This window comes from Epilithonimonas pallida, assembly GCF_900182975.1.
Lineage (GTDB): Bacteria > Bacteroidota > Bacteroidia > Flavobacteriales > Weeksellaceae > Epilithonimonas > Epilithonimonas pallida.
This window is the reverse complement of record NZ_FXUO01000001.1, coordinates 517,979-531,711: the sequence shown is the minus strand read 5'-3', so window position 1 is coordinate 531,711 and position 13,733 is coordinate 517,979. Positions and strand designations below refer to the sequence as shown.

The window sequence follows — 13,733 nt, the reverse complement described above, 5'->3', positions numbered from 1 at the left end:
ATTTTTGTTGCATACTTTAAAGGGTTGTAGTATGATGCAGGTTAGTCTTTGCGAATTACACCTGCATCACCTCCTTTTTTTTACCGATATTTTTTTACGGTTATGCAGTTTACAACCCTTAGTTATTTAATTTTAATAAGTCAATGCCAGCCCCACACCAAAGCCCATATCGCTATCATAGTGGGTACGTATCCCTATATTCTTATTAATGATATACCTAAGTTCTCCCATATACTCTAAGTCGGTATTCACCATAAAACCACCTCTTAGTCTTTTTGAAATTGGTATATCTTCACGCATTAACTGCAATCTCACAATTCCATCATGATATACTTCTGCCTGAAAATTGACCAGCATCGGCAGCGTATAGATAAATCCTAAGCTAAACTGTCTGCGGGTGTCTTTCTCATTTCTTTGCCCAAACAAATTCTTTTCGTGCTCATCAATACCGAGTCTGCGGTAACGCCAGTCAAAACCTATGAATGGCATAAACCATTGCATTCTGCCCAAATACCTACCTAAATGTGTTTCTACCTCGTAGCCGTGCATATCATTGTAACCTAAACGCCATTCTGTTCCTAATTGGTAGCGTGCATTCATTAGCATAGCTTCTCCATCATTACCATTGGTTGCAAAATCGTTTTGTGCCATAAAATGAGGCATATTACTTTCTCTTTGCAATTCTTTATAGGCTTTTGCCTTATCGGGTAGATAGGGGTTATTGTAGTCTCCAACTTCAAAGACCCTGTTCATTCCCGCCATCATGTGATATAATATATGGCAATGAAAGAACCAATCACCTTCCTCATTTGCTAAAAACTCAATGGTATCTGTTTCCATAGGCATGATATCCAACACATTTTTAAGCGGCGATTTTTCGCCTTTTCCGTTTATCACCCTGAAATCAAATCCGTGAAGATGCATTGGATGCCGCATCATTGAATTATTATAAATGGTAATCCGTAGAATTTCTCCTTTTTTTACAGGTATTTTGTCAGTTTCCGAAAGTATTTTATTATCCATGCTCCATACATAGCGGTTCATGTTGCCAGTAAGTGTGAATTTCAACTCTTTTACGGGCGCATCATTTGGAAGAGAGGTGTTATAAGGTGATTGCAACATAGCATAATTTAATGTTTTGATGTCTCCCAAGGCATTAGCGTTGTAACGGTTAGCGTCGTTATCCATATCCATACCCTCATGCTTACTGTGGTCTGCTTTTTTTGTTGCATCTCCGGTAATTTCGGGATACATCACTACATTCATGTCCATTTGGTTAAGGCTCATCTTCATGCCCATATCGTTCAAATCGCCATTCATTTTCATCATATCGTTCATCATCTTCATCCCCTCGAAATACTTCAATCGTGGGAGTGGAGAAATAAGCTGTTTGACCCCATCACCTATAAAGTAACTCGCAGATTGTGTCCTGTCTTCGGTTGTTGCTAAGAACTCGTAAGCCAAACCATCTTGAGGGATAGTCACTACAATATCGTAAGTTTCAGAAACGGCAATGATTAACCTGTCCACCTCTACAGGCTCAACATCATTCCCATCATTAGCTACTACTGTAATTTTTCCTCCAGCATACCGTAGCCAGAAATATGAAGACGCCCCTCCATTGGAAACACGCAATCTGACTTTGTCGCCTGCTTTTAGCTTTTTACCATCAATTGTTTTCAAATCGGTGCTATGGCTACCATTTATTAGGATTTTATCATAGTAAACGTCACTGACATCCATCGCCAGCATCCGCTTCCACTCGTTTTTTACCTTTACCCCTAATTTTCCCTCCTTAATAGCTTCAACATATGATTGTGTTGCGCCTTTCTTAATGGCCGCCCAATCATTTGCATTGTGTAGCATACGGTTGATATTATCGGGGTTAAGATTTGTCCACTCACTTAATATAATTGGAACGGTCGGCAAATCATCAATTCCTTTTCTGAATGTCTTATCATCGCTTCTTTTCTTCATGATAAAACTACCGTACATGCCTATCTGCTCCTGCAATCCTGAGTGGGAATGGTACCAGTGCGTACCATGCTGGATAATCGGAAAACGGTAGGTGTAGGTTGTGCCCGGTGCGATGGGTTTTTGTGTAAGCCAGGGCACACCGTCTTCTTTATTGGGCAGGAACACACCATGCCAGTGAAGTGATGTGCTTTCTTTCAATTGGTTGTGCACCACTATTTCGGCAGTGTCGCCCTCGGTAAAGGTAAGGGTGGGCATGGGGATTTGCCCGTTTACGGCAATTGCCCTTTTTTGCTTACCTGCATAGTTGACAAGCGTATCTTTTACATACAGCTCGTAATGCACCACTCTCTGTGCAAACAGCGTTTGCGTGCAAAGCAGTATCAGCACTGTTTGCAAAATTCTTATAGGTATTTTATTATATCTGTTCATGATTTGAAAAATTTTATTTAATGCTGTCTTCCATTGTGCTAAACCACGCTATCAAAACCTGCTTATCCTCCGGTGACAATACTGCATTGCGATGAATTAGTGTGTATGATGACAACGGCATTTCCCCGTCCTTAACCTGCCCGGCCATAGCCCTGAACTTGTTTCGCTGCCTGCGGACAGAATAGTCGCCAAATTCGCTAAAGTTGAGTTCCTCTTTGCCCTTTTTGATATGCTCCGCCATGTACCATGCTCCGGGCTGAATACGGCTGTACCATGGATAGCGGGTATTGTTGCTATGGCAGTCGTAGCAGGACTGGGCAAGGATAGTCTTTACATTTTGGGGTACGGTGTACACCCTTTCAATATGGGTGGCTGGCACTTCAACCGCCTGGTTCCGTAAGGGCTGAAAGAACTGTATGGCAATCAGGACGACAGCCAGCCCCAATATGATTTTCTTCTTTATGGTCATAATTATTTTATTGTGGCTTCATCTTTTTGTGTCTACTGTTTTTTCACATACTTGGCATAATTCTCCTTGTTTTCAAAATAAGAAACTTCACCGTTATTTCCTGTCACAGCAATCACCGCATTAGCTTTGTCTACCTGCTTATGGGAATAGGGGTCTATCGCCATCCGCACGGTCGCATCTTTTGGAATACGTTCCTTACACATTTCGCAACATCCGTAATAGGTTTTACCATCAAATTTTACGTCAAACTGCTTTTTGCCCATATAGGCATCGTTGACCATGCAGACTTCATCCGATGGAACCAATTCACCTATTTGGTTACTATGCCCGTGGCTTTCCGGAGTTGCCTGCGAATGCTGTGTCGCTTCATCCTTATTTGACCCTACCTGTCCGCAAGCGGTGAATAGCAGGGCTGATAAGGAAATAAAGCCGATTATTATTTTGCTCATGTCGAAACTGTTTTTTAAATTTTATTATTTACTTTCTTCAAACTCTTTTAGCTTGCGCTTCATCAGTTCAATTTCTTCCGCTTGGGTTTTAAGTATGTTTTTTTGCAGCTCTATCAGTTCCGGGTCGGTCAGGTGTGCCTTTTCGGACATCAATATGGCTGCTGCGTGATGGGGTATCATACCCTTTGCAAACTGCTTGTCCCCGACATTGATTTGTTCCCTGATACCAAACCATGAAAAGATGCCAACGGCAACCGAGATGATGGCTATCGCCCAATTCATCTTCCTGTTGGGGTACATCACTTTCATTATCGCTAATTCGATAAGCAGCATTGCCGAGGTCATCAGCAGGGTCATGTACAGGTTATTGATATTGGGTATCAGGTTCTGCCACTCGTCAATCATGGCGTACATGATAAAATACATCACTGCGAACATGACGACAGCCATAATCGCAAAGCGTTTGTACATGGCTGCACCGTGATTTGAATGCTGCATATTGTTAGAATCATGATTCATCTGCTGAGTTTTGTCGTGATTTTCCATAATATTTGATTTTATTTGTTAATAATTGTTTTAAAAGTTTCTATAAAAATTCATTTAAAAAATTAGTTATATTTTCAATCAAACTTACACACGTTCCTTCTTTTACATTTTACTCATATCATGGCCGGTCATTGGGTTTGTTCCGTTTTTCAGCGTGTATTCACTTTGGATGTGATAAGCGCCTGTAGTAACCACAACATCGCCTTCTTTCAACCCAGAAGTGATTTCAATAGAATGGTCTAATTCCATACCTGTTTCCACCATTTTATTTTTAAACTTTCCTTTTTCTACCTGAACCCAAACACTGGCGCCTGTTCCACTCCGCAAAACTGCATCTATTGGTAACGTCAACGTTTGCCGTTTTGGGCTTTGAAAAGAAATATAAACCGGCATTCCTGGTGTTAGCTGATTATTTTTATTAGGGATAGATACGCGGATAAGGTTGATTCTTGTTGAAGGATCAATTTCTGGATTTACAAAATCTACTTTTCCTGATATTTCCAAATTTCCCAAATCCGGTATTCTTACTGTTGCAACGCTGTTAGGATTAATTAACGACATTTGTGATGTGTATGCCTGTGCTTCTGCCCAAAGAGTAGAAAGCCCTGCCACATTTAATACTGTTTCACCGTCCATTGCATAACCACCTTCTAATACATCAACAGAAATTACATGACCTGAATACGGACTGTAAAATGTTGTAAAAGGTGATATTTTTTTACTATTGGCAAGATTTTGAACTTGTCCTTGCGTCATGCCCCAGAGCAACAATTTATTTTTTGCACTTTGGATAAGTTCGTTAAGATCTATCGCTGTACCCGTGCCTAAAACATTTTTTCTTTCCAATGCCAAAAGATATTCTTGCTGGGCGTTGTTAAGTTCTTCACTGTAAATTTCAAATACCGGAGATCCTTTTGTAACGTAGTCTCCTATATTTTTGTAATACAGCTTTTCAATCCTTCCCATCACTCTTGCGCTAATGGCCTCCTTTTGATTTTGATTGAAGTTTAATACGCCGGTCAGTATTACATTGTCACCTATCGTGCCATTTTTGATGGTATCAGCATGAATGTTTCCTAAACGTATTTGTTCATCGTTCAGGGTTAAAACACCGGGATCGTCACTTTTTTCTCTTTTAACAGGCACCAGATCCATATGGCAAATAGGGCATTTTCCGGGTTTGTCGGAAACTACTTGTGGGTGCATGGAGCAAGTGTAATATAGATCCGAATCTGCATGATTATGTTGCTCTTCTTTTTGCTTACAGGATATTATTAAAAGTAAACCTGCAAAAAGTAGTAATAAGATTTTTTTCATCTTTTTAATTATTTGTTTTAATAAAACTTTCGCTATCCATTAAATATTCTGCGTCCACCGCCACAGAATCGGTTGCAGATAGACCGCCCAGCACTTGTATTTTCCCATCAGCTTCAATTCCTGTATTAATTTTATGAGCTACAAATCCATCATTAGATTTAAGGAAGGCTACTTTATCTAATCCAAGAGAAATTACTGAAGATTTCGGCAACCAGTCTGCCAGCTGCATCCCGCCCGAGATTGTTGCCCTAACCTGCGAGCCCACTGGAATTTTATACACCGAATTATTAAAATAAATCCTTGCTGTAATCGTTCTGGTTTCTGCACGATAAAAAGGCTCAATAAAATCGATTTTTCCTTTTATTATTTTATCTGGAATAGTTTCTGATATAAGATTAACAGATTGACCTTTTTTTAAGAGGCTTTTATCTTTTATATATACATTTAACAGCGCCCAGGTTTTGGACGGATCATAAACATTGAATACGGTTTGTCCTTTTTGCACATACATACCCTCTTTAATGCTCAGCTCACCTGTAGTCTGTGAGGAAGCTCCCATAGATGCCTTTACTTCTGAATCTTTCATAAGTTCAGCATTTTTAATAAACCCGTTATAATTACTATAAACTGCAATAGTAAAGTCTGGTTTGTGTTTGCTAATCACTTCGCCTAATTGCTGTGTAGACATACCCAGTAACATCAGTTTCCGTTTAGAAGCTTCTATCATAATTTTATTAGTTGGATCTCTGCGGAGTAACAACAATAAATCTTGTTCTGCAGTAAGAATTTCAGGGCTATAGATATCCATAACTCTTTGCCCTTTTCTTACAGGTTGGTAAAGGCTTCTCACGTATAGTTTTTCTATTCTGCCTGCAAACCTAGCTGAAATACTTCCTATTTGCCTTGTATCATAAGCAATAGTACCCAGTGCTTCTATATCTACAGGTTGGGAACTTCGTTCGATAGTCATGACAGGAACTGAAGATACCACAAAACCATTGGTAGGCTTTAACTGGCTTTCTAACTGAACGCCTTCATCTGCGTGATTTGCACCCGATTCTTTTTTTACCAATTTCATACCGCAAATAGGACAGTTGCCCGGTTGATTGCGGATAACATCCGGGTGCATCGTGCATGTGTATACTTCTTCTGTTTTTCCGTGCCCGGCATGTCCTTCGTGATTTTCTTTTTTATCATTTTTGCAGGCAACAAAAAATATTGAAAAGCTGAGGATAATGATGATAATTTTGTAATTCATAATAATTTATTTTTTCTCAATCAACCTATCCAAAGTAACCTGCATGGTAAGCGCTTTGGTATAAAGGTCAAAATATTCTATCTGAGTCATGTTCAGCTGTTCCCAAGCGTCAAAAAGCATAAATAGTTCTTCTGTATTTTGCTCATAACCCAGCTGCATAGATTTGTAATTGTTCTTTAATGCAGGGATGATCTCTTGTTCATACAATTCAATCTGTTTTTTATTAAGATCAAACTCGTTCCGCATGCCGTAAGCCATACCACTGTATTCGTTTACCATCATTTCTTTTTGCGACTCTAGTGAACTGGCTTTCCATTTTAGACTTTCAATATTGGCTTTGTTCATTTTGGACGCCCAGCTTACAAACGGCAACTTTATCATAATCATTGCCGTATATTGTAAGGGTTGCCCGCCAAAACCAACCATATTTTCGTAACGAAAACCAAACTCCGGCTTCAGGCTTTGTTTCTCATTTTCTTGTTGCAGGTTGGCAATGTTGATTTCTTTATCCAAAGCCTTTAAGTCGCTCCGGTTTTTGTAAAATAGATCTTTGTCAAAAACCAAATCAGCATAATCATTAAATTGAAAAGAAGTGTCAATCTCTAAAGGAAGCATTGCATTCCTGTTCATTAGCGCATTCAGGCGGATTCGCTTTTCTTTGATATCATTTTCATACATCAATTGCATATTTTTGATATTACCAAGCGATGCTTTTGCCTTGTAATAGGCGCTTATTTTGCTTAATCCATTCTGGTAGCGGATCTCAGCGTTTTTGATCATAAAATTCAATAAACTTTGATTTTCTTTTATTACCGAAAGTTTCTTTTCTAAAATAATCCAGTCATAATACAACTGTTTTGCATCCTGCACCAACTCGTTGAGCTGGGCATTTTTCTTTTCCTTTTGAGTAGATGACATTGCCTTCATATACGCTTCGTTGGCATCTAATTTCTTTTTGTTGGGAATCATCTGCTCTACCGAAAAAGCTACAGAACCCATGCCGGTCATCCCATCTTTTTTCCGCCACAAGTCAACGTTATAAGGTGTCATAAAATTCCCCACACCTACTTGCGGAGCCATCCAGCTTCGGGCACCTTTGGCATTCTCATCCATTGATCGGATTTCGTTGTCGTACATTTTCACAACAGGATGATGTACGGAAATACTATCAATAATTCTTTGTAACGACATTACCTGTGCCTGCACAACAGTTCCAGCATAGAGGAGGATCACTGGTAAGAGTATTTTTATTTTTTGAATCATATTATTAATGTTTTGCTTCTAAAACCTCTATTTTGCCATATTTGCGGAGCTCATATTCTTTGGTCATTAAAAAGATGATGGGTGTAACTAAGAGAATATGAATGGCTGATGTGAAAACACCGCCGACCATTGGCAATATAATAGGTTTCATCATATCACTTCCTACGCCATGGCTCCAAAGTATAGGTACTAAGCCGAAAAGTGTAACCATTACGGTCATTAATTTTGGACGAAGTCTTTTTGCTGCACCAAAAATTACATATTCACGCAAATCATCTCTGGTAATAGTTTCTTTGGTATTGCCTTTCAGTTCTACCAGTTGCTGCATTGCATCGTTCAGATAAATAATCATCACAATACCTGTTTCAACTGCCAAACCAAAAAGAGCTATAAAACCAACCGCTACCGCTACCGAAAGGTTTACGCCCCAAATGGAAATCATAAAAGCCCCACCAATTAAGGCAAACGGAATGGTAATGATGCAAAAAAAGGCTTCCCGCATAGAGTGAAATGCAAAATACATAGAGAGAAATATAATGACTAACACTACGGGCAGGATCATTTTCAGGGTTTGTTCACCACGAATCAGGTTTTCGTATTGCCCACTCCACTCTACATAATAACCTTTTGGCATTTTGCTTACCATATTGTTCAATTTTTTCATTGCTTCGGAAACAGTGCTACCTAAATCCCTGTCGCGAACATTGAAAAGAACGGCTCCTCTCAACATCGCATTTTCCGAATTAATCATCGGTGGTCCATCACTCAAACGAATATCTGCTACAGCGCTCAAAGGAATCGTTCCGAACTGCATCGTCTGCACAGGAAGTCTTCTCAGCGCTTCCAGATTATTACGAAAATCCTGACCGTATCTTGCGTTAACGGAAAAACGTTGTCTTCCTTCAATAGTGGTAGTAAGTTTCATTCCGCCCAAAGCACTTTCTACAATGGCATTCACGTCATCTACGTTTAGATTATATCTTCCGATTTCTTCTCTTTTAATACTGACATCCAGATATTTACCTCCGGTTATTGGATCAACATACATGTCCTTTACACCTTCTATACCTTGCAATTCCTTACTTATTTTTTGAGATAGCGTATAGATGCTATCTAAATTTTGTCCGTACACCTTTATGCCAACATCGGTTCTGATACCTGTTGAAAGCATATTGATCCGATTGATGATGGGCATTGTCCATCCATTGGTAATACCAGGAATTTGAAGCTTAGCATTGAGCTCGTTGATAATATCATTCTTAGTCATCCCACTTCGCCACTCATTTTGTGGTTTTAACAGAATGATGGTTTCAATCATGCTTATTGGCGAATTATCTGTTGCAGTATTTGCTCTACCCGCTTTGCCAAGCACGTGCTGTACTTCAGGAACAGATTTGATGATTTTATCCTGCACCTGCAAAATTCTTTTCGCTTCAGAATTGGATACATCGGGAAGAGTGACGGGCATAAAAAGTAAAGAACCTTCATCCAGCGGAGGCATAAATTCTCTCCCTAAATTCATCACCAATGGGATGCTGATGAGCAATGCTGCGATGTTAATACCAATAACGGTTTTCCTCCATTTGATGCACCAACGAATCACAGGTTCGTAAACCCGCTCAATACCTCTGTTTACAGGATTTTTCTTATCATCCTGAAATTTTCCTTTCATAAAGAAAGAAATCAAGACGGGCGCAAGGGTAATTACCAGTAAGGCATCGACCGCCATGATAAATGTTTTGGTATATGCCAATGGATGGAAGAGTTTTCCTTCCTGACCTGTCAGTAAAAATACCGGTAAAAATGATGTAATAATAATTACGGTAGAAAAGAACACACCCCTTGAAACCTGCTTGCATGACCTCTCAATGATCTGCATCCGTGTTTCTTCCGGGATTTTATTATAATCCTGTTCTTTATTTTTTCTTTTGAATATTTGATAAAACTTTTTATTCATTGTCTTTGGCTTTTGAAGGTTTGTGAGTATTCTGCCAAGTTGATAGATTACGATAAGCGTTTTCTGACATGATAATTCCGTTATCCACGATAACGCCTATGGCTAAAGCAATTCCCGTAAGCGACATAATGTTGGACGATAGACCGAAAGCGTTCAACAGTATAAAACTGATAGAAATAGTAACAGGAATCTGAATAATGATACTAAGTGCGCTGCGCCAGTGAAACAAGAAGATAAGCACAATAACCGCTACCATAACAATTTCTTCTATAATCTTGCCTTTGATATTATTAATAGCAGCTTCTATTAAAGTACTTCTGTCATAGGAAGCCTTGATAGTAACTCCTGCGGGTAAACCCTTTTCTACCTCTTTGATCTTTTCTTTTACATTTTTAATTACTTTATCTGCATTTTCGCCATATCGCATTACAACGATGCCGCCAACTACTTCACCCTTGCCATCCATATCAAAAATACCGAGTCGTTGGTCTCCGCCCATTTGTACCTGGCCGATATCTTTCACCCTAACAGGGATACCATTGAAATTACCTAGTGATATTTTTTCAATATCTTCCTTATTCTTTACATAGCCCAAGCCTCGGATAATGTAGGCCATATCACTCATCTCGAACTTGCTTCCGCCAACATCATTATTATTGGCACGCACTTTACTCATCACATCCATTAATGAAATGTTATAGTACTGAAGCTTTAAAGGATCCACCACCAATTGATACTGCTTTTCGAATCCTCCAAAGGAAGCCACTTCTGCTACACCAGAAACCGTTTGCAAAGCAAATTTGACATACCAGTCCTGTAGTGCACGTTGTTCCCCCAAATCCATTTTAGGTGCATCTAAATGATACCAGAAAACATGACCAACGCCAGTCCCATCCGGACCGAGCGCTGGTGTGATTCCCTGTGGGAGTAATCTTTGAGCATAGTTGAGCCTTTCCAAAACACGTGTTCTTGCCCAATAGATATCTACATTATCATCAAAGATGACATATACGAAACTCATCCCAAACATCGAAACAGCACGTATATTTTTTATTTTGGGAATACCCTGAAGATTGCTGACCAAAGGATACGTGATTTGATCTTCCATAACCTGAGGACTACGCCCCATCCATTCGGTAAAAACAATTACCTGATTTTCGCTGAGATCGGGAATAGCATCTATGGGATTTTCTTTTACTGAAAAATATCCCCAGACAAACAAACCTGTAGCAATCAGTAATACAATGTATCTGTTTTTAAGGGATAGTTCAATGATTTTTGCAACCATAACATTGTTTTTCAGATTATTTAATTTCTTCTTTTACCATGCCGCAGGTTAACATTTTAGAGCCATAGTAAGGATTTTTGATTTCTTTGCTTTCGCTGAACCAAACAGCTCCCTTGCCATCATTGAACATCGGGCAGTGGTCTTGATACAATGTTTGTGATGTACCGAACAAATCAATCAGGTCTTTCAAATCTTCGCCAAGCGACGCTAAATGTTCCCGTTGGTGTTCTATATTGCCAACATTTTTCTCAATATGTTCCGCATGTTCTTTCGCATCGTCTGCTATGTCCATGTATTTTTGGTGTTTATCGGCAGGAATGGACTTCATGTCTACATTGTTCAAAGTAGCGAAAAGTTTTTTGCCGGCATTAGCTGCTCCTTTGTCATCGTCTGAAACCAACGCATTTTTTAATGACAGGTAATCGGTGATTATTGGTGCGATAGAAAAAACTTGTTCTTTGTTTTCCATTTTTTCCTGTGCTGAAGCCATTGCTTCATCAGACATCCCCTTTGAGTGATTCATACCATTCATAGAAGTATCTGAACTATTATTAGTTTCTTCTTTTTGATTAGAATTTTGATTACAGGATACTGCTGTAAATATTAAAACAGCAGTGAAGATTGATAATGTTATATTTCTCATTTTTATTTATTTTTTGATTTTTAAAAAACTTGCATTAATAGCCACTACAATGGTGCTTACACTCATCAGCACAGCACCCATAGCGGGACTTAAAACAAAATTCGGATAGAGTACGCCTGCCGCAAGCGGTATTGCCACCACGTTGTAGCCAACCGCCCATATCAGGTTCTGTACCATCTTTTTGTAGGTAAGTTTGCCGAAGTCAATCAGTTTGACCACATCCCTCGGGTCGCTGTCTACCAATATGATATCCGCTGTTTCGGCAGCCACGTCCGTACCGGAACCCACGGCAATGCCCACATCTGCCTGTGCCAGTGCAGGTGCATCATTTACACCATCACCAGTCATTGCTACGATTTCGCCTTTTGCCTGAAACTCCTTTACTTTCTCCTGCTTGTTGTGCGGAAGCACATTAGCCAAATACCCGTCCATACCCAATTTTCCGGCTACGGCAGCAGCAATCCTGTCGTTGTCCCCGGTGAGCAGAAAGGACTTGATGCCCATTTTTTTGAGTTCCTCAATCGCCTGTGCCGAACCCTCCCGGATGCTGTCTGCCAAAGTAATGATGCCGATTACCCGGTCATCAATGAGGACAAAGTTGACCGTTTCTGCTTCCTGATTGATTTCGCTTGGTATTTCCGGCAGAGAAAGATGGTTTTCGGTGAAATAATTCGGACCGCCAGCTACGACATTTTTCCCGTTCACAACACCTTTAACACCTATGCCCTGCATATAGCTGAAGTTTTCAGACTTCCATAAGGCAAGGCTCTTTTCTTTCAATGTAGCCATAATACCTTTTGCAATATGGTGTTCCGAATTTTGCTGTACTGCGGCAGCATACTGGATAACCTCATCGGCATTGTATTCATCCGTTAACGGTATAACCTTTTCTACGGCATGGGAACCTTTGGTAAGCGTTCCGGTCTTATCAAAAATGACGGTGGAAAGTTTGCGGGTGGTTTCAAATGCCGTACGGTTGCGGATGAGCAGACCATTGGTCGCCGAAAGCGTTGTGGAAATGGCGACCACCAACGGGATAGCCACGCCCAATGCGTGCGGACAGGCCGTTACCATCACCGTCACCATTCTTTCAAGCGCAAAGGCAATATCTCCACTGCTTGCATACCAATAGGCAAATGTGCCTATGCCCACGGCAATGGCAATAAAGGTGAGCCATTTGGCAACTTTGTCCGCAAGGTTCTGTGTATTGGACTTAGTAGCCTGCGCCTCCTGCACAAGATTGATAACCCTGTTCAGGTAGCTGTCTTTTCCAACGGCTGTTACCTTAACTTTCAGCGCCCCATCGCCATTGATAGAGCCTGCGATGACCTTTCCGTCCTTTTCCTTTTTTACGGGAACACTTTCTCCGGTAAGCATACTTTCGTTGATATACGAAAGCCCCTCCAGTACCAATCCATCGGCTGGAATTTTTTCACCCGGTTTTATGATAGCTGTTTCACCGCTTTGCAGGTCTTCGAGCTTTATCTTTACGGCTTCTCCGCCACGTTCCACGGTAACATCGTTGGGCAGCAAAGCCACCAATGACTGTAATGCCCGTGAAGCAGCCATTTGGGAACGCATTTCCAGCCAATGCCCTAACAGCATGATGTCAATTAGGGTTGCCAGTTCCCAAAAGAAGTCCATACCCTGCAAGCCAAATACAACGGCTACGGAATAGACATAGGCTACGGATATGGCGATGGCAACAAGTGTCATCATCCCTATGGCTTTGGCTTTCACCTCGCCAATCATTCCCTTTAGGAACGGCAAGCCTCCATAGCAATAAATCACCGTACCCAATGCCAGCAGCACGTATTTATCTCCATTGAAAGCAAGGGAGAAACCCAACCATTGCTGTATCATGTGCGACAGGAGCAGGATAGGGATTGTAATGACAAGGCTTATCCAAAAACGTGTGAGGAAATCGCCTGTATGATGTCCCTCATGTTTATTAAAGTTTTCATCAGCATGGCCATGTTGAGAATGTCCGGAATGCCCATGTTTTGATGTGTGTTCATGAGAAACTGACGCACCACCAACGGGAACCAATGCCATGCCACATAGCGGGCATTTGCCCGGTTCGTCTTTTAGCACCTGTGGGTGCATAGGACAAGTGTATTTTTTCATAACAAGGGGT

Annotated in this window: 11 protein-coding genes; all 11 read right to left on the bottom strand. The window is 40.5% G+C overall.

Annotated elements, in window-relative coordinates:
* Positions 1–132: 132 nt before the first annotated feature.
* Positions 133–2,406 carry a multicopper oxidase family protein gene (locus QOL71_RS02305; protein WP_088264049.1) on the bottom strand — a complete coding sequence of 758 codons (2,274 nt, stop codon included), beginning with the start codon at positions 2,404–2,406 and terminating at the stop codon, positions 133–135.
* Positions 2,407–2,419: 13 nt separating this feature from the next.
* A complete protein-coding gene (locus QOL71_RS02300) occupies positions 2,420–2,875 on the bottom strand; it encodes a heme-binding domain-containing protein (protein WP_283415358.1) in 456 nt (151 codons plus the stop codon).
* 32 nt (positions 2,876–2,907) lie between these two features.
* Positions 2,908–3,324: a hypothetical protein gene (locus QOL71_RS02295; protein ID WP_283415357.1), complete on the bottom strand. Its 417-nt coding sequence runs from the start codon at positions 3,322–3,324 to the stop codon at positions 2,908–2,910.
* Between the two features lie 24 nt (positions 3,325–3,348).
* Positions 3,349–3,870 (bottom strand): DUF305 domain-containing protein, encoded by a 522-nt coding sequence (locus QOL71_RS02290; RefSeq protein ID WP_283415356.1) that lies wholly within the window; start codon positions 3,868–3,870, stop codon positions 3,349–3,351.
* 102 nt (positions 3,871–3,972) lie between these two features.
* Entirely contained in the window at positions 3,973–5,187 is a 1,215-nt protein-coding gene (locus QOL71_RS02285; RefSeq protein ID WP_283415355.1) for an efflux RND transporter periplasmic adaptor subunit, read from the bottom strand.
* Positions 5,188–5,191: 4 nt separating this feature from the next.
* The gene (locus tag QOL71_RS02280) at positions 5,192–6,445 is read right to left on the bottom strand and encodes a heavy metal-binding domain-containing protein (RefSeq protein ID WP_283415354.1); all 1,254 of its coding nucleotides are present in this window, start codon (positions 6,443–6,445) and stop codon (positions 5,192–5,194) included.
* Between the two features lie 6 nt (positions 6,446–6,451).
* The gene (locus QOL71_RS02275; RefSeq protein ID WP_283415353.1) at positions 6,452–7,708 is read right to left on the bottom strand and encodes a TolC family protein; all 1,257 of its coding nucleotides are present in this window, start codon (positions 7,706–7,708) and stop codon (positions 6,452–6,454) included.
* A gap of 4 nt (positions 7,709–7,712) precedes the next feature.
* Positions 7,713–9,665 carry an efflux RND transporter permease subunit gene (locus QOL71_RS02270; protein ID WP_283415352.1) on the bottom strand — a complete coding sequence of 651 codons (1,953 nt, stop codon included), beginning with the start codon at positions 9,663–9,665 and terminating at the stop codon, positions 7,713–7,715.
* The gene (locus QOL71_RS02265) at positions 9,658–10,953 is read right to left on the bottom strand and encodes an efflux RND transporter permease subunit (RefSeq protein WP_283415351.1); all 1,296 of its coding nucleotides are present in this window, start codon (positions 10,951–10,953) and stop codon (positions 9,658–9,660) included. Before QOL71_RS02265 ends, QOL71_RS02270 begins: the two co-directional genes overlap by 8 nt.
* A gap of 16 nt (positions 10,954–10,969) precedes the next feature.
* Positions 10,970–11,596 (bottom strand): DUF3347 domain-containing protein, encoded by a 627-nt coding sequence (locus tag QOL71_RS02260; protein WP_283415350.1) that lies wholly within the window; start codon positions 11,594–11,596, stop codon positions 10,970–10,972.
* A 6-nt stretch (positions 11,597–11,602) separates the two neighbouring features.
* Positions 11,603–13,723 carry a heavy metal translocating P-type ATPase gene (locus tag QOL71_RS02255; RefSeq protein ID WP_088583396.1) on the bottom strand — a complete coding sequence of 707 codons (2,121 nt, stop codon included), beginning with the start codon at positions 13,721–13,723 and terminating at the stop codon, positions 11,603–11,605.
* Positions 13,724–13,733 lie beyond the last annotated feature (10 nt).